Genomic DNA, 16,838 nt, shown 5'->3' with positions numbered 1-16,838 from the left:
TTGATGCTTAAGTGGCACTGAAGTTTTAAAAAAATCAATAACGTAACCACTTGATTAATATATAAATAATCTGATTATCCTGATAATCAGACCTAAGGATATTTCCGTCCAACGTGTACAACGTCGAAATTATGTCTTATTTTTAGATAACGTTGGAACATATATATGAAAGTACAAAAAATTAAACTGAATTCTTATGATGTCACATGGATCGTTGATAATAATCATTTACCAATCAAAACAATTATGTGAGTTCTTGCTAATGTTAGACGTAATTACCGTATAATTAATATGGTGTCAGTTAAGGGGTAAAAATGAATGAAGAACAGCGAAACTGTGTATTAATGGATGAGCATTGGCTTATGTTTGATGCGTTACATAGTTATGAAGGCTACAAAGAACTGCGAATTGAAGCGGATAAATTAGGTGTTTCAATAAAAACAGCCATTATAGACAGGCTGGGAACAGAGAAAAACCAGACTGTATTACTTGTTGAGTAATAAATAATCTGCCCGATCCATAGCAATGATAATGAATCCGCTATATCTTAATGGGCTTGTGCTCCTGTCGGCTGTGGTTCCTTTTGAAAAGTCCAAATCAAGCCTAGTAGAATAATCCCCATCCAAGTTATTGATTTGATCCATGAGGCATAATAATAAAGCTGTATGAATTGTTGAGGCTGATTTAGATGGGGAATTACATTAGGGGCTGAAAATAAACTGATATTGTTACTTATAATAACTGGTGCTGTAAAAAGGAAAAACCCTTTTAAAATAAACTCATAATTCTTCATTTTAACAGAAGTAAAAATAATCAAAACAAGAGCAGGCGCTAGAAGCAAAGCAAACCTTGGCCAGTAAAAAATATGGGTTATTGGGGTAAATAAATCGCTATAAGAGGAAAATACCCCTGATTTTAAAGCGGTTTCAAAAGAAAGCGACAAATAAGACAAAACCAACAGTAAAAACGATAAGTAGTATATTGGTGTTTTTAGATTTATGCGCATTATAACAGTTCCCTTTTTTGATCATGGTGTGAGTGCTTTAGCTCATCGTTTATTCTTTAGGGTATAGTGTTCTTCCAGAAATGGTCGCTATTGCTTCTATAGGAATCGCATGTTCCTCATCATTAGAACAATTTAAGCTGATAATTTTAGCCATAGCAGTTGCTGTATCGTAATCAGGTCTAATATGTGTATCTGACGATGCGATACATGTTGTGTTTCCAATAAATAATTTAAAACGTCTTTGGCTTTGTTTTTCTGAAGCGTAAAACGGTTTTAGAGTAACTCCTGATAACACTGTCCCAGATAAAACTGTTTTTTCCTTATGAGCCGTATCAGATGGAAGCTTAAATTGTTTTGTTACTATAATATGCGCCGTTTTACCTGCTTCAACATAAATTCTATTGGGTTTTACTGATGAAATAGAATGGGTATTTTTTTCTTTGTTTTTTATTAAAAGGAGTTCAGGAGGCATTGGGCCGATAATTTTTAGTTCTGGTGAAGCCCAATAGATGGCTTTATTATTGTCCAAAAGTTTGTAAGGCAAAAACACCACATCATGTTCCCCCATATTCCAAAAAACACCACAAAATAGATGCTTATCACCTACTGTAGAGCGGTTTAATAAATTACCTTTGCTGTCTGTAAAGCGATCGCAATAATGGTTATTTTGGTTCTTTGGCACTTTTAATGGTGAATACGCTAATTGAATTTCACCATTGGCACCCATAAGAAACAATTGACGCGAAGCAGTCGCATAAAAATCATAACTTAATTTAGCGATGAATGGAGATAGGAACAATACCAAGATCCCTAGCTTTATACCCAAACGCTGCGATGATTTTTCATTGAAAATAGAAAATAGAATGCACCACGTAAGCACAAGGCCTAGCAAAATGATAAAGACGTTTGTAAATGTTAAGAACACTATCAATACCTCTCTTGTAAAAATTATCTATGCAAATGGTTACTATTTTATCATATTGATTTTTTATAGCATTTAATCTTATTAATTAACTCATTTTTATTGAGCGTATCTATTTTATGCATGATGCTCTCAGGACTATGCTCTTGATCGAGCAATTGTTTAGCCCATAGCATAAACACATCATCCTCGGTGAGAATCTTAAAAAGCATATCGTTTTTTTCATCGAGCAATACTTCAACAGCACAAGCTACTAGCCATTTTGATGGCGTTGTTTCTCCACCAGCCATGCCTTTAATAGCCATAGGAGAATAGCTTTTATCCTTATCAAATAAAGTCTTCGCTTTGTGGTGCAATTTTTCAGAACGATTAACAACGGCTTGTAATTCTGAAAAAATAGATTTTATTTGATTGCTAAAATCCTGCTTTTTATATTCGGCAAGATTTACCCGATTCAGTAACGTTAACGCTTGTTCTTTGCTGGAACCTGAAAGCTTCCCTACTACAACTTTAATTTGCTGTATCATACTACTAACCATGGGTTCAAAGATGTTTAACTCCACTTTTTGTTCGTCACAAATAATTTCAATCTGCTCCAAAACATCGATAAATTCATAAGGCAATCGAAAGCGCAAATCGAGCAACGTGCTTGTTGGTGAAGGATGCAAGTGCTGATGAATGGCCTTAAGATTCTGCATGAACTGTTTTAACTCAATCGTTTGATTAATTGAAAGATTATCCCAACCATCAAATAAATCCGGCTCATTCATATGAAAAGAACCATAAATGTTCTTCCCATCCGTTGATTTGACGTAAACCCTTGAGGGTCTACGCAAATTTTGTTTCACTTCGAATCGCAATAATTTTTTCATTAATAAGCCTCTAATAAAATAAGTGATGAACTGTTGCAGTATTGAAATGCACAATCTTTTGCATCATTTAGTCGCGTGTACGTTTTGTTTGTTGCCAAATCGATGTAATATTTTTTACCAGCTTGTTTGTAATCGTATTTAGAACGAAACGCAAACACGGATGTATTGATGAATCCTCCCAACAAATAAGTTCTCATTGTTGGGGTTATTGCTGTTGTATCCTGTTTTGTCGCATCAAAATAGTGACTTAATAAATGGTGTTCATTTAATTCATGAAGGTTTTTTAGTTTTTGTAATCGGTGGCCATGATAATGCATGAAATAAGGAACACCGGAAATATTTATTTTTCTGGCACGTGTAGTGTACTGGTTATAGTAATTTGTTCTTCGCAAATAATAATAAGGTTTAAAAGCACGCAATACAGGCACTGTTGTATTTTGTCCGTACAGGTAAACGAGCTTATTGAATTGAGCATCAAGAGTGGCTTTTTGAGTTCGTGCACCCAATAATTTATTTTTTATTGTCTCTAAAGAATAGATCATCGACTCAATACCCTGCTGATTCATCTCAGGAATATCCCCCAGAGAAAGTTCTACCTGATAATCTAAACGCTCCAACCGCCTTAGTGCATTGCACAGCTGGGGGTAATGAACAAGAGTATTTAATTCCAAATAAGTGCCGATGGCTTCTTTAATGGACAACCTATTCCAGTAAGAATAAGAAATATCCTGATTTCTGGTAGATGAAGATGTAAGCATTAACGCTCTCAATAAATCGTTTAAAGAAAAGGCCAGCTCAAGTGGTGCATTGGTTTGATTTAGATGAATCATAATTACCTCGTTTTCTTTTATTGTCCTAATGACACTACTTAGTTTATTTACAAGAACCAAATTTGTCAACAAATAAAATCCATAAAATAGATAAATTAAAAACATCTATTATATTGACTGTTTTGTTATGGTCTGCCATACTATAGATGTTCACTTAGGAACATAATAGATAAAATAAGGAATAAATCATGATTAAACACCCTCTTCAAATCGGTTCCATTCTCTATGCTTCTTGGGGTTACGAGCAAACTAACATTGACTTTTATCAGGTCATTGAGCTAATTGGAACTTCCACTGTGGTACTCAGAGAAATTGCTCAAGAAAAAGTCACTGACAGCAACGATGCTTTTTGCGGAAAAACAAAAGCCAAACCTAATTGTTTTATTGATGAACCATTTCGAAAAAGAGCAAACGCGCAAGGCATAGTACGCATGAACTCCTTCTCGCATGCAAGTCTTTGGGATGGCGCCCCTCTTTATTATTCTTCTTATCATTAGACTTCGAAAATGCTCCCTGCATAAGCAGGGAGTTACCACTAATTAACTGTTTAATAAAAAATTGGAGATTTTGATGAGCAATATATCAACAGCCGGAACAAATAGTTTAATACAAGAAATCAGCATCGTTTGGTCTATAGATGATGTGTTGGATGTGAGGCCACTACTCAGCAAAGAGCAAGCAAGTATCGTATTACAACACCTTAAAAAAAATCATGATGCCACAATAGGCATTAATTGGGATGTCATAGAAATCGTTTCAGACGATTTATTCTTAAAGCCGATTAGAGTGATTAAAACACTTCGTTATAAAGAACACGAAATAGAAATTAGTTATCAAGAATCCGATGAACGCTATATAGCGGATATTCGCATCGATGATTGTGATGGCCATACCGTCCAAGGATTTTGTGGTTTAAAAACTGAATCAGAGGCCGTTTCTGTAGCTCAAGCCTTTATTGATGGGTTGCACTATACCGAAGAAGAGGAATTCAATTAAGTAGGCTAGATTTTTTCTAGCCTACTCGCTATTAGGAGGGAACACAATGGATTATTTAAATTTATGGCACCAATTAGTGGATGTACCAATAAACGATGATGATGAAATTTAAGAAGATTTCCTTCATTTTGAAAAAGGAACGAATAAATTCGAACTCTGGAAATGGTTTGATAAAAAATTACCTAAAGGAATCGCACATGAGTTATTTAAGAAGTTATAACTATTTAATTGCTATAAATAGGCTTTTTGCCCTCACCCTATTCATGGGGGCTTCTTTATCCTTTCCTGCTCATTCAGGGCCTTCTAAATCATTTAGAGTAGCTCATACCCATGGGAAGACGAAACCGCAGCGAATATCGCCCACGGTAAAACATTCTAAATTTTTAACTGGGTTAGCTGCAGGCTCTATTTTATTTTCGCAGAAGGGACATCCGTTCTCTTACAATAAGCCGGATTTTGAGTCACCTGATGGCGAGCTGTATAGTGAATACGAGCGCAATAATCAATTATTGACTCAAGGTGGCTTGCCTCAGGATAAGCGATTAACACTAGAGCGCAGAAATCAACAGATAAAAAACAGATTAATTGCGTTAGCTGAAAAAAGATACATGAGCGCATTCACTCTTCAATTGGTTCCACTCAAAGAAAAGGTAATTGAATCAAAAATTGAAAAATCGTATAACCCTAACGAAAAACCGGATATTCAAGTAAAACGCAAACAGCTCCTTTATGAGCTCAGGTTTTCAGATGAAAGCCCAAAACCAATAAGTGATTTTGATGTGGTGAATATTAATGAAATGAAACCCAATAACACACATCCCTATCAATTTACCTATTCAGAAACGTGGGGAGATAACGCCATTAAAGTAAATTTGAGAGATAAAAAGGATAAAAAGCTCGTATTAGAATTATCCCACGCCTACTACGTTCCAAATGCAGCAAGAAAAGACATTTTTGAATCCATGCGAGAAAAATTTGTCAGTTATTTCTTATATGTATGGCCGTTTCTATTCCTGCCGTTACTGCTGAATTTTTTTTTTAAAACTAAATAATAAATTATAACTATAAGGAGTTATATAAATGATGATCGAACTATTAATTGGTATCGCTGTTATCTTGTTAATTTTTATTTTGACAGGTCTGTTTATTGTCAAACAGCAAGAAGTTGCACTTATTGAACGCTTAGGGAAATATCACTCTATTGCACATGCGGGGCTTAATTTTAAAATACCCTTTATTGACTGGATTGCCGGTAAGTTATCGTTACGAATTCAACAATTAGATGTCAAAGTCGAAACCAAGACAAAAGATAACGTGATTGTCCAAATTCAAGTTTCCGTGCAATATCGCATCAAAGATGGCGGAGTTTATGATGCTTACTATAAATTGGAAGATCCTACGCAACAAATTACAGCCTATGTCCTTGATCTAGTTCGTTCTGAAACGCCAACAATGATCTTGGATGATATTTTTGAAAAAAAAGACAGCATTGCTAATGCCGTTAAAAGCCACTTAACCGACACAATGCAAGACTTTGGATTTGAAATTATCAAAGCATTAGTAACGAACATAGAGTTAGAAGCCAAAGTAAAAAATGCAATGAATGAAATTAACGAACAACAACGATTGCAAGTTGCCGCTCAAGCCAAGGGAGAAGCAGAAAAAATATTGATGGTCAAAAAGGCAGAGGCAGAAGCAGAAAGCAAGCGATTACAAGGTGAAGGAACAGCCAATCAACGAAAAGCAATTATCAATGGGCTAAGCCATTCTGTAGAAGATTTCCAAAAGTCCGTACCGGGGGTATCGTCTGCAGAGATAATGAACTTGGTATTGATTACTCAATATTTTGATACATTAAAAGAAATAGGGTCACATAACAAATCCAGTACGATCTTATTGCCGCAGTTACCGAATGATATCGCATCGCAATTGCAGCAAAGTATTATAACTGGCAATGTAGCTAGCGCAGACATAAAAAATTAATAACGGAGTTATTGGGGTTGTGCTCTATAACCCCAATAACAAAAGGTATTAGGTGTTCCCATCAAGTGTTATCGAATTGGTTTATTGAGATTATCTATTCCAACAACCATAAACCATCTTGTTCCCAATACTCAGAAAATCCCATTTTTGAAAAGGGTATAGAAGGATGATTTTGCATAAGATGAAACAATTGTTTGCGCCAATGATTGCCTGGCGAGCTGTTTTTTAATAATGCATGAATAATATAAGCTTGAAGATAGAAAGGGCTTTCGTTATGTTCAAAAGATATTGTTATTTCTGAAACCTTGGGTTTATTGACGAAAAACCGATTCCATAAGCGAGAATGGTGAGCACATAAATTTCTGGTATAAGTCAGTGAGCGCATCCATGATTTGATGATCTCACTATATTGTCCAAGAGTATCACCAATTTCTTTTCTTACAGTACGATCTTTAATATTGGCATAGAGCTTGGACACTGTACCAAAAGAAATGCATTCCATGACCATCCAGTTTGGTGGGTGTTCTGGATGATTATATTTAGCATAATACGTTTTAATAAAGTCTTCGTGTGAACGTTTCAGATGTGATTTAACCTCCTCCAAAAACATTTGATGTTGCTCAGCCGAAGAAAATAAATCCATGCTTAGATACCAATGTGCGCCATATTTCAAACTCATGGCATTTGATATAGCGGTACGAAAAGAAACCTCTATTCGCTCTAGGGCATCGATAACTAATAAGCGCAGCTCCCTATCAAATGCATACAAATTTAAAAGATCCGAAAATCGCGTGTTGGGTTTAAATTGGTGAGAGCTTGTCGCAGAGCTAATGAGAAAAGGTTTAAAATAAATCATCAAACGATAGTAACCAATGGTCGTCAAATACTGACTAGCTTCTTGTTCATTATCCAGCAACAGCCCTTTTTGCCGTAAGTGATGTATTTGTTCTGGTATGGAAAGAGGTGGTTTATTAAAAACCATTTTTGAATGCATAAAATAAATAACCCGCCCTGGTCCGCATTGTTAAGAGGCGTGGCGGGTATGGTTAATTATATTATAACCCGATTGCACTCAAAATCAAATAAGATTGATTGTCATTAATGTAATTTTAACAGAATGTGCAACGTAACTGAATCACCGTACACGCCAATTACCCATAAGAATGTTATAATTAACCGATCGTTAAAAGTCCTCATTTAAAGATTTTTGATTTAGGAATTATGGAGTAAGCAATGGATGTGAGTGTAAAAGAGTTTTTGATAACGCTATATATAGTAGGTGGATTAATTACCCTAAGTTATTCTATCCACAGCTTTCTCAATTTTCAACGCTTAAAATTATATTACAATAATAATTTGCTGCTAAAAAGGCCTGATATTAAACGCTATTTGATTCTTAAACCCCTCCTTTGACCATATTTTTTTGTTATCGAAAAAAGCCCCTTAGAGCGATTTTCCGAACTATTTTTTAAACATTATGGTGACGAGAGGCATACTTATTTTAGAAGCCAGGGGCTTAAAAATTTTTTAAATGACCTATTCAAAGGAAAAAATCATTATAAAAACGATCAAATACACACACCTTGCTGGCCAATTGACAAAAACTCTCAAGATTGGATTGAGCATGAGCGATTTTTTAAAGGCAATAATTTTCTATGCGCATATTATCTATATAAAAATACAGGATGAATACCTTGTGCGAGTCACTTGGGAACAAGAAAGCCCCCTCACCCTGTTGCATCTATAAGCAGGTTTGAGCTAGATCAAGGTCAAAGGCTTAGCGCGTCTGAATTTATAACAAGAACGCAACAAATCAATTCCGATGAAGCTAATAAATTACATCGTGGAATGAAATAGCATCGTCATATAATAACAAAAAGCGTCAATTTAAAAGATGTATTTTGTTGACAAAATTACTGGTTTTTGCCATAATGTATTTGTTCACTTAGGAACATAATAGAAAACATTAAGGATCAAAAATGACAACAATCATTACTTCAAAACTAGTTAGCGATCAGCAACGCCTTTCTTTTTTGCCTAAACATTTTGGCACCATGATGATAAGGGCAGAACAAGCAATCTACAACACATTAAAAGTGATATGCTCTTCTTACGAAGGCGGCTATTGGCATTTTTACGAATTGAGCAATCGTGGTTTTTATTTAGCTCCCGACATGGACGAGCCACTTCCCATATATGTGGAAGGCAACGGCTATGATGGTGAAGTGAGTGCAGATGCTGCTGGAATTATTACAACCCTATGTGTTCTTAATCAACTGTGTTGGAAAACTAAATCGGATAAAACAATCCATCAATATTATTTGTTGCGGGATTACATCGAATACCACAAAGAAGCTACTGACATTTATGCCGCGATTGATTAAGCAGATAAAACAGGCCGTAAACTTAAATTACGGCCTTTACATAAGGGGCGGTTCTATGAATATTATAGAAAAAATTACTCAGGCCATTTTTGAAGATGACGAAGATCCGAACAAACAATCTGAATACTTAATTGAAACCTATTTAAACAGCACCAATCAAATAGAAATTGATGCTATTTTTGTATGTTTATGCTAAAAACCCTAATCGGTAATTGTTCAGCATAATTTGCAGTATTCGCGTTAAGCTTCACCACAAAAACTAAGCTTGGGCTGTTTGTACTTACATTACGTGATATTTAAAGTCCGTACACATTGATTGACACTCTCACCAGCTTGATTGGATTCAAGAGCATGCCTTTTCTGATCTAATAGCTCCAAGCTGGCTTTTCATGTTAACTATCTATTCCAATAATCAAATGAATTAAATTGGTTACTCGTATGTATATTGCTAAAGCTGGTATGATGATTAATATGATGATGCATGGAGTGATTGTAATTAAAACCAAATGGATTCCCTCCCGCATCATAGGAACCAATCATAGGCAGGCCAGTGACAGGATTTACTCTAAAAGTATCTTGTGAATGGTTATTAAATAATTGCTGCTGATTAATGGAAGAATGGTCGCCCTGATTTACACTATGACCTTTAATCATGTAAGGTAAAATATGCCGTTTAAAATATTCATTTTCCATGTAATTAAAATGTTCATTTTTTGATGCAATGGCTTTTTGATATTCAAGATAACCTGGTGGTGGTTCTAATACAAAATCTTTAATTCGGATGAGTAATTGTATTAATTTTTTTATACGATCAATTATCGCATCCTTTTGAAAAAATAGTTTCATTTTTTTATCCTATTTAGATAACTAATTTATTCCTTCACAAACGCGCAAAGGCTCGCGCTCTTTATTTATTCCATAATCCATCATTCTAACTATACTAATAGTAGTACTTCACAAGGATTGTGCCTAGTTGTATTTTCTGATTCTACACACACCACGCAATGTGATTGCTTAAAAAACGTGCACATAACCATATGATTTATATTGAAATAATTCAATACCATTAAAAAACGAGTAATTTAAAGTAAAACACTCATGTATACAATTGTATACATGAAACCCTTGTAAATCAATGGATATCAACTTAAAAATACAGTTGTATACATAAATGATACTATTGTATACTTGTTTTGATTCAATAAATGAGCCTCTCTATGAAAGAAAATGATGTCATTACCTTACGTATTTCAGAATATGAGCGCGAGTACTTAAATAAAATTGCACATCAATTTGAGTTACAAAAACGAGGCTCATCAGACGCATCACCTGCAAAAGCATTAAAATTTCTTTTAGAATTTTGTTTACATAATGAGATTTCACCGCAGAGAAAAAATGAAAATCCATTACAAGATATAAGAAAAATGATTGAACAAATTCATGCATCCATACCCCATTTGATGTATCACAATCATTATCAAAGTTTAGTTATTTCATCCAATATTAATGACGACTCTTTGAAAGAAATAAAACAAAAAACCATCGAATATTTAAACGATAATTTCTCAGGATTTCAGAATAATACTTATAAAGAAGTTCGGTTTAAAATGAACGGAATTGGACTTAAAACAGTCCCTATAGAAGAAGGTGAATCGTTATGGAAATAACTATTGATATTGGCGCAGATACCCTTCATTCGTTGAATAAAATAGCAAAAATGAATAACAACGAATTAAATGTGACTGCAGCAGAAATGCTGTCATTTGGCGCACGTATTTATCTACAATCTTTAGAAAAAAAGACAGATGAATCAACCCAATTATTACTCGAAAATAGTGTTCGCTCCATACAAATTATTACTGAAATTTTATACAGTGTATATAACAAAGATTTGTCTAAAATCGGTGCTTATGATGCAGAAACTGCATTAGCCATGATTGAACGGATGATTCCAAATTTGTTAAAAGGTATTTCTTAAATCTCTCGCTCCATTTCTCGATTAGACTGTGATTTATTAAAAGTACGAGTATTTTCTACAAACTCTTTGTTGTACACACGGTCTTTAATTCCATTAATTAATCCTTGATTGAGTGTTATAAACTCATTATCACTTTGTGCATTAAGTTTGCGTTCTTGCTTTATCAAAGACTGAATTTGTGTATCCCGATTTATTTTTTTTAGCTCCGATTCCTTGTTTTCTAAAGCGCATTGTTTTTTAAATTCCTCGAAACTCAGACATCGGTTTAATTGTTTTTTTAGCTCATCCTTTCCTTCCTTAACAAGAACATCATTTAAATCGGTATTTTCTTTCTTAGGAATCATAATGGATACATGGATACCAGAATCATGTAATCTCTGAGCTGCTTTTATAATCGTATTGGTTTGTTCATTTTTTGCGTATTTATAAGTGTCTTTTCCATCATTATCCAAGCAAATAACCACCTGTTTGGGTGTATTTTTTGGATCAATATTTGAAAAATTTGCTTTACCCAATACAGCATATACACGCGCATGTTCATTGGCTTGAAGTATACTTAATCCTGTCTCAACCCCTTCAGTAAAATAGGCCATATCGCCTTTACCATGGTGATTTAAGTTGACAAAATAATTACTGATTGAACCAAACGTTTGTTTCACAGGCTCACACGACTTATCTTTATGTGCAGAATGAAGATCTAATTTTGTTATCTGAGCATGATGTATATTACCCTGTTCATCTTTACTAAAAGCCAATAACGCGGGAACATGCTTTTGCCCATCATGGGTCTTGGTGTATACCGAATTACAAAACCTTAGATCAGCATGCTCATAATGAGCCAATCCGCGATGGATGATTAAATATTTTTCAGCGATTGTGCCTTTAATAGGTTGTGATTGTTGAAATAGCTTTTGGGCTAATTGACGTTTCCCTTCTTTTACTGACATCTCTTTTTTCTCATTCAATTTTTGTGGTGCTTTACGCTCATATTCAGGGATGTAATGGATGTATTGCGCCGCATGCTCCAAAGTTTCTTTAAAGCCGGATAAACCCTTTTCACGTTCAATGAGATGAAATAAGTTACCGGACTCCCCTGTCTCAAAATGGTGCCAAAGACCTGAATCAAGATCAATTTTCAAACTGCCTTTGGCTCCATATCGATATTCAGACTGCGTTGATAATCGATGATTAGGCTCGCCAAAAAGGCTTTTAACTAAAGAATCAGATACGTTCAATAATCCTTTATACAGTTCATCCGCATTAATAGACGGCTTTTGAGCAGACTCATATTTTTTTGCGGGTCGAGAATCGTTTCTCTGCTCCTTAGCTTCGTCCAGAATGTGTTCTTGAGCACGATCCATTAACTGAGTACTGATTCTTTGCTGTTTCTGTTGCTTCAATCGATAATCCTCTTCGGTCAATACAGCAGAGGTTTTATCCGCATCGCGTTGTTTCAGGGGATCTTCAAGTCTTTTAACCAATCCATCAAAATTATCGGTATAAAAAGTTGCTTGATGGCTGGCACGAGTTGCATCAATTTCATGAGATCGATGGGTGGTTACAACAAGACGGTCCTCCAATTCCAAGGCAATCATGAACTTGGATGTAGCACCCTGACTTGAATAAGCCGTATTCGTATAGGAATAATCCCAATGAAGATCTGATTGTTTTTTTAAATTAAGCGTGACCTGATTTTTACTGTTGCTTAAGCCTACTGTTTCACCAAAAACCTGTGTGACCGTATATTCTTCATTGGCAATAATGCCGCGAACGTCATCATTTCGTTTTAACCGAATCCGATCCCCTGAGGCTAAAGGCCGTTCGTGCAATTTATAAAAGGAAGGCATTGTTTTGGGTAAAATAGAAGCACTGATTGTAAACGCAACCTGCGACTCATCAACACAGAACAATTTATTTGCTTCACTATCAATGGCTTTGACGGTGAAATACTCGTCCTTTTTAGCCACTGAATAGTTTTTACCAAACCGAATGACATCGCCTGGTTCAAAAGAATGTGCTTGTATCTGGTCGGCCTGATCCAGGCTGATTGGAAATAAGCGCTTACACAATATATCTTGACTGTGTAGTTGATGTTGCTTGCGCAAACCATCGCGTAGTAACACTTCAATGGGTGTTCTATCCTCATGCGCATGAGCAACTATTAGCGTATTTTTTTGACACTCATGGGTTCGGCTGAGAAAATCATCAGCGATAGCACGATAAATGGATTTATAGTCCTTCTTTCCTTCCTCATCAGTACAATTAATTTCAACCAGTGATGAATGATTCAATCCCTGTATCGATGTTTTTCGCTGCACATACTCTTCAGGATCGATGTTTTTTATGAGTTCAAAAGCCTTGCTAATTTCTCTACGTGATGCAAACTCCGCTGCTTTTTTTAATTCAGGGTTCGGATTTTGACGCACAATCTCCGTCATAAACGCTGTTTTTTGCGATTGGCTTTTGATAGTGAGCTCGTGAGGAATTCCTGAAGCTAGAGATTGCAACTGCGTAATATCCCCTGTAAACACCATTCGAGATTGAGCGTCAATGCACTTTTGCTGTAAGGCATGGTACTTCTCATTATCAATCATGGAACTCTCATCCACAATGACTAAGTGACTGGCACCCAACCCACCGTCATTGCGTAAAAAACTATCCACGGTTTGTGCCTGGATACCATTTGCATTGAGCTCTTCTACGGCTTTATGCGTCGGTGCAAGTCCAAGGACTTGAAATTGATTGTTTTCAGCAATGTCCTTCACATGCCGCATCATTGTGGTCTTACCAACACCTGCAAGCCCTTGAATGGATACAAACCGGTCGGAAGTGCTCACCACCAACGTGATGGCATCTTTTTGCCCTTGTGTTAAGGTTTCAGGTAAAGACAAAAGCCTTTGCGATGACAACTCAATGGGCTGTACCGTATTCTGCTCTTGGTAATTAGCGCGAAGAATCGCCTCTTCAATATGTAACGCCTCTTTGGTCGTCCAATAGGTATCCATATACACCAGCGACTCGGCCATTCGCGATTTAAGTAATGGGGCAATGTCTTCAAAATCGGCCTCTCCTAATGCATGCATCAACGCATGAGTCATTAAATCACTGTGTTTAAAGGCTGCATTGCGTTCTGTGCATTTCGCAAGCGCATACGTGAGCGCTGTAGCCGCAATGCCCTCTTTGTCTTCCGATTTAAGCTCAAGATGATGAATTAACGAGTTGATTTCTCGCGCCAAAGCCTTATTGGCATAGGCTATATCACGGTAGACTAAATCGGGCTTTTTTTGTTGCACATCATAAGCAGTCCATTTCAATTGCACACTCTCTAAAAAGCGCTGTGCTTTTTGTTCATCATCCGTAAATAAAAGCACCTGTTGTGCGTTTTCACCAATTTCTCCGATGAGATTACGATTGAGCTGGTACGGTCTTGCCGCTATAAACACTTGTGTGGTGTCTGGTTTTATCTCATGCGGTTTTTTACAATAATCATAATCAAAATGATGTTCGGACAACGCTTTATTAGTCAAAAATAAGGTGTTGGACTCATGGCGAACATAAATTCCCTCTTCAGTAATTTTTGACACAACAAACGAACTCTTAGGCGCATATTTAACGCGCTGATGAACTAGGGATTGTTCATTAATTAACCGCTCACCAACAGCGACTTCCAGTATTTTTTCTCGTGATACACGAAAGTCTTCTTTGGTGTTATAAGAAAACAGACTTGTCTTGCCTTGGGCATTTTCTAAATGCAGCCCATTGGTATCAACTTCACACACCTTATAGTGCTTCGGTATTCGCCCTTCATTATAAAACGTAATTTTATCACCCACTTTATAAGAGTGAGCGTATCCTTTTTCCGTTTGTGTCAAGGAAACTGTCGTCAAAACAGAGACCTTTTTCATAAATCTTGATAACTGACCCTGTTGCACCAGCCCTTCTCGTATCTGGCACGTTATGGCCTCTTTTTGTTTGTTATTCAAGGCAACCAGCGCACTTTTTTGCTGTTGTTCTGGAGTCAATTGAAGCCAAGCGGTACTCATGGATTCATTAACTTGTTTTCCAATCGAGAGCTTGAGCTCCCCTTTGATAGGCGCTGTTAACGATTTATACGAATGAATGCCCTGCTCTTTTAAAATCTTAATAGGATTTCCTGCACTAAAGCCTAAGGTTCCTGCCGAGTTATTCAATAAAATGAGTTTGCTTCTGTGTGCTTGAGTAATATCGCTTAACGCAGATAAATCATCAAAAGAAAGTTTTTGTGCATCATGGACAATCACCAAATCTTGCTTTTTTCTCAAAAACGGTGACGATTTGATGTGTTTCCCATAATGATATTGAAACCCAGACACCGTATGTACAATATCGTCTTTAAACAAATTTTTAATCCTGGAAATAAATCCTGTATCCAAATGCTTGATATCTGCTCGAAGTTGCTGCGTTTTTAGGCTACCAGGGTGAAGTACATAAGAATTGAGAAAATGCGCTTCTGCAAGATGCACCATGTCTTGAATCAGCTCTTTCTCGCACCGAAAACCGGCTACATCAATGATTTGAATGCGTTCGTTATTTTTAAATACTGAAGATGTGAGCCCGTGATTTGGTACGGACAACGAAAAACTTACTTTTAACTCGTTGGTAGTTTTTGCAATAAACTCCTTCTCGCGGGCAAGAAGAGGCGCCGTTGTATAATATTCCAAGGGTTTCCCCTGGAGTGTCCTTGCCGCCAAAAGCGATTCAATTTCCCGCTCAATGTCCTCATGCCCCACAAGACCTGCTGAAAAAGTCATGGCCTGGCGTACCAAAGCCCCATGCTGGATTTGCGTAGAATATTCGGACAAATGAGCTAGCGCATCATTCACGGCTTTTTGCGCATCAGGGCTTAAAGGTGTAGTGTGAGTGCTTTTAACCGCTCCTCGTCCGTTATTTAATTTGGAATCCTGGATTATCGCCCTCAAATCAATACCAAGCTCTTTAATTTCGTCTACCCACTGCTGATGCAGCGTTTGACTGTTTATTTCAGTTTTGGGGTTGCGCGTTGATAAATTAGATTTTTCAGCAGCCTTCGCACTACTTGTGCCACGTTCCTTCATATCATCAAGAATCTGTACGCGCCTTTTGGACGTAGCAGTAATAGCCTCATCACTAATACCTACAACCTCAAAATTACCGTACCTGTCTTTAATGCGAATATCGTAGCCCAGCTCCTTAACTTTTTTCGCTAAAGAGGACATGTATACCAATCCCAAATAATGTTGATTAGAATAAATTAATTCACGAAAACCATGATCCAGATGTTCTTTATCATTTTTTGCTCGTGACGATAAAGAACGCCATAATCCATCCGAACGTTCGGTCATGTTGAGTATGGGTACATGCGTGTGCAAATCGGGATCTAATTCACGAGAGGTTGTATGGACAAACATGGCTGCTACTAAATTACGGGTTTTTTCAAAGGTGGTTTCGCCATTAAATGTAATGCGTGCTTCTGCTGCCAGCTGCTCAATCCGACCAAAGGTAATGTTCACGGCTTCTTGATGGGCTTGAAGCAAGCGCGCGTCCTGCCCCACCAGGGCTAAAATGGATACAGACTTAGGCGCTGATAAAGTCACATCGGTTCCAGGACGATGCAGACGTTCTCCTTTATCAATAATACCCAGCAATTGCCCACTGGGTAATTGTCCGTCTAGTAACTGCAAAAATTGCGAAGGCTCAATTTGACCGGACAGCTGTAACTTTTGTGCACCATTCCCTATCCATCGTGACAGACTATTAAGCGAATCTCGATCGCTTAAATAATAATTATCTTGATTGGTGTAATAATGCACCGCGTCTTTAGCTGCACTTATTTTATTTAAGGTCAACAT

General features: G+C 36.6%; 16 protein-coding genes. 9 read left to right on the top strand and 7 right to left on the bottom strand.

Annotated elements, in window-relative coordinates; translation table 11 throughout:
• The first annotated feature begins 314 nt into the window (after positions 1 to 314).
• Positions 315 to 500, top strand: a complete 186-nt coding sequence (locus LOX96_RS08845) for a hypothetical protein (protein ID WP_058478567.1) — start codon at positions 315 to 317, stop codon at positions 498 to 500.
• A gap of 47 nt (positions 501 to 547) precedes the next feature.
• Here LOX96_RS08845 and LOX96_RS08840 read toward each other — a convergent pair whose 3' ends face one another.
• The 4 genes from LOX96_RS08840 to LOX96_RS08825 are packed head-to-tail and all read right to left on the bottom strand — an operon-like array spanning position 548 to position 3,630.
• A complete protein-coding gene (locus LOX96_RS08840) occupies positions 548 to 1,006 on the bottom strand; it encodes a hypothetical protein (RefSeq protein WP_058478566.1) in 459 nt (152 codons plus the stop codon).
• A gap of 49 nt (positions 1,007 to 1,055) precedes the next feature.
• Complete coding sequence (locus LOX96_RS08835) at positions 1,056 to 1,931, bottom strand: hypothetical protein (protein WP_058478565.1); 876 nt, start codon at positions 1,929 to 1,931, stop codon at positions 1,056 to 1,058.
• 50 nt (positions 1,932 to 1,981) lie between these two features.
• Positions 1,982 to 2,800, bottom strand: a complete 819-nt coding sequence (locus LOX96_RS08830; protein ID WP_058478564.1) for a hypothetical protein — start codon at positions 2,798 to 2,800, stop codon at positions 1,982 to 1,984.
• Positions 2,800 to 3,630, bottom strand: a complete 831-nt coding sequence (locus LOX96_RS08825; RefSeq protein WP_058478563.1) for a hypothetical protein — start codon at positions 3,628 to 3,630, stop codon at positions 2,800 to 2,802. The genes LOX96_RS08830 and LOX96_RS08825 overlap by 1 nt, the downstream gene beginning before the upstream one ends.
• A 188-nt stretch (positions 3,631 to 3,818) precedes the next feature.
• Between LOX96_RS08825 and LOX96_RS08820 the strand changes: the two genes are divergently transcribed.
• The 4 genes from LOX96_RS08820 to LOX96_RS08805 all read left to right on the top strand — a co-directional run bounded on the left by LOX96_RS08820 (position 3,819) and on the right by LOX96_RS08805 (position 6,609).
• Positions 3,819 to 4,127 carry a hypothetical protein gene (locus tag LOX96_RS08820; protein WP_058478562.1) on the top strand — a complete coding sequence of 103 codons (309 nt, stop codon included), beginning with the start codon at positions 3,819 to 3,821 and terminating at the stop codon, positions 4,125 to 4,127.
• Between the two features lie 73 nt (positions 4,128 to 4,200).
• Positions 4,201 to 4,626, top strand: a complete 426-nt coding sequence (locus LOX96_RS08815) for a hypothetical protein (RefSeq protein ID WP_058478561.1) — start codon at positions 4,201 to 4,203, stop codon at positions 4,624 to 4,626.
• A 197-nt stretch (positions 4,627 to 4,823) separates the two neighbouring features.
• Positions 4,824 to 5,678, top strand: coding sequence for a hypothetical protein (locus LOX96_RS08810; RefSeq protein ID WP_230849093.1), 855 nt, complete (start codon positions 4,824 to 4,826; stop codon positions 5,676 to 5,678).
• 28 nt (positions 5,679 to 5,706) lie between these two features.
• Complete coding sequence (locus tag LOX96_RS08805; protein ID WP_172462864.1) at positions 5,707 to 6,609, top strand: SPFH domain-containing protein; 903 nt, start codon at positions 5,707 to 5,709, stop codon at positions 6,607 to 6,609.
• 94 nt (positions 6,610 to 6,703) lie between these two features.
• Here LOX96_RS08805 and LOX96_RS08800 read toward each other — a convergent pair whose 3' ends face one another.
• The gene (locus LOX96_RS08800; protein WP_058478560.1) at positions 6,704 to 7,603 is read right to left on the bottom strand and encodes an Abi family protein; all 900 of its coding nucleotides are present in this window, start codon (positions 7,601 to 7,603) and stop codon (positions 6,704 to 6,706) included.
• A 985-nt stretch (positions 7,604 to 8,588) separates the two neighbouring features.
• On the opposite strand from LOX96_RS08800, the gene LOX96_RS08795 reads away from it, so the two are divergent.
• Positions 8,589 to 8,993 (top strand): antirestriction protein, encoded by a 405-nt coding sequence (locus LOX96_RS08795; protein ID WP_058478557.1) that lies wholly within the window; start codon positions 8,589 to 8,591, stop codon positions 8,991 to 8,993.
• A gap of 55 nt (positions 8,994 to 9,048) precedes the next feature.
• Positions 9,049 to 9,189: a hypothetical protein gene (locus LOX96_RS08790; protein WP_156413874.1), complete on the top strand. Its 141-nt coding sequence runs from the start codon at positions 9,049 to 9,051 to the stop codon at positions 9,187 to 9,189.
• Positions 9,190 to 9,389: 200 nt separating this feature from the next.
• Here LOX96_RS08790 and LOX96_RS08785 read toward each other — a convergent pair whose 3' ends face one another.
• Positions 9,390 to 9,839 (bottom strand): hypothetical protein, encoded by a 450-nt coding sequence (locus LOX96_RS08785; RefSeq protein WP_058478556.1) that lies wholly within the window; start codon positions 9,837 to 9,839, stop codon positions 9,390 to 9,392.
• Between the two features lie 371 nt (positions 9,840 to 10,210).
• Here LOX96_RS08785 and LOX96_RS08780 point away from each other — a divergent pair, with 371 nt between their 5' ends.
• Together LOX96_RS08780 and LOX96_RS08775 are read left to right on the top strand one after the other, a co-directional pair.
• Positions 10,211 to 10,660, top strand: a complete 450-nt coding sequence (locus LOX96_RS08780; RefSeq protein ID WP_058478555.1) for a hypothetical protein — start codon at positions 10,211 to 10,213, stop codon at positions 10,658 to 10,660.
• Positions 10,651 to 10,971 (top strand): hypothetical protein, encoded by a 321-nt coding sequence (locus tag LOX96_RS08775; protein WP_058478554.1) that lies wholly within the window; start codon positions 10,651 to 10,653, stop codon positions 10,969 to 10,971. The genes LOX96_RS08780 and LOX96_RS08775 overlap by 10 nt, the downstream gene beginning before the upstream one ends.
• Here LOX96_RS08775 and traI read toward each other — a convergent pair.
• Positions 10,968 to 16,838 (bottom strand): conjugative transfer relaxase/helicase TraI, encoded by a 5,871-nt coding sequence (gene traI, locus LOX96_RS08770; protein ID WP_058478553.1) that lies wholly within the window; start codon positions 16,836 to 16,838, stop codon positions 10,968 to 10,970. The genes LOX96_RS08775 and traI overlap by 4 nt on opposite strands.

It is taken from the genome of Legionella maioricensis (genome assembly GCF_023618015.1).
GTDB lineage: Bacteria > Pseudomonadota > Gammaproteobacteria > Legionellales > Legionellaceae > Legionella > Legionella maioricensis.
The sequence above is the reverse complement of the archived record's forward strand: the minus strand, read 5'-3'. Positions and strand labels throughout refer to the sequence as shown.

What these genes read in the sequence shown, in the direction of transcription:
- LOX96_RS08845 (WP_058478567.1), top strand. Translation starts at nt 315, where the DNA reads ATGAATGAAGAACAGCGAAACTGTGTATTAATGGATGAGCATTGGCTT.
- LOX96_RS08840 (WP_058478566.1), bottom strand. Translation starts at nt 1,006, where the DNA reads ATGCGCATAAATCTAAAAACACCAATATACTACTTATCGTTTTTACTG.
- LOX96_RS08830 (WP_058478564.1), bottom strand. Translation starts at nt 2,800, where the DNA reads ATGAAAAAATTATTGCGATTCGAAGTGAAACAAAATTTGCGTAGACCC.
- LOX96_RS08825 (WP_058478563.1), bottom strand. Translation starts at nt 3,630, where the DNA reads ATGATTCATCTAAATCAAACCAATGCACCACTTGAGCTGGCCTTTTCT.
- LOX96_RS08820 (WP_058478562.1), top strand. Translation starts at nt 3,819, where the DNA reads ATGATTAAACACCCTCTTCAAATCGGTTCCATTCTCTATGCTTCTTGG.
- LOX96_RS08815 (WP_058478561.1), top strand. Translation starts at nt 4,201, where the DNA reads ATGAGCAATATATCAACAGCCGGAACAAATAGTTTAATACAAGAAATC.
- LOX96_RS08810 (WP_230849093.1), top strand. Translation starts at nt 4,824, where the DNA reads ATGAGTTATTTAAGAAGTTATAACTATTTAATTGCTATAAATAGGCTT.
- LOX96_RS08805 (WP_172462864.1), top strand. Translation starts at nt 5,707, where the DNA reads ATGATGATCGAACTATTAATTGGTATCGCTGTTATCTTGTTAATTTTT.
- LOX96_RS08800 (WP_058478560.1), bottom strand. Translation starts at nt 7,603, where the DNA reads ATGCATTCAAAAATGGTTTTTAATAAACCACCTCTTTCCATACCAGAA.
- LOX96_RS08795 (WP_058478557.1), top strand. Translation starts at nt 8,589, where the DNA reads ATGACAACAATCATTACTTCAAAACTAGTTAGCGATCAGCAACGCCTT.
- LOX96_RS08790 (WP_156413874.1), top strand. Translation starts at nt 9,049, where the DNA reads ATGAATATTATAGAAAAAATTACTCAGGCCATTTTTGAAGATGACGAA.
- LOX96_RS08785 (WP_058478556.1), bottom strand. Translation starts at nt 9,839, where the DNA reads ATGAAACTATTTTTTCAAAAGGATGCGATAATTGATCGTATAAAAAAA.
- LOX96_RS08780 (WP_058478555.1), top strand. Translation starts at nt 10,211, where the DNA reads ATGAAAGAAAATGATGTCATTACCTTACGTATTTCAGAATATGAGCGC.
- LOX96_RS08775 (WP_058478554.1), top strand. Translation starts at nt 10,651, where the DNA reads ATGGAAATAACTATTGATATTGGCGCAGATACCCTTCATTCGTTGAAT.
- traI (WP_058478553.1), bottom strand. Translation starts at nt 16,838, where the DNA reads ATGTTGACCTTAAATAAAATAAGTGCAGCTAAAGACGCGGTGCATTAT.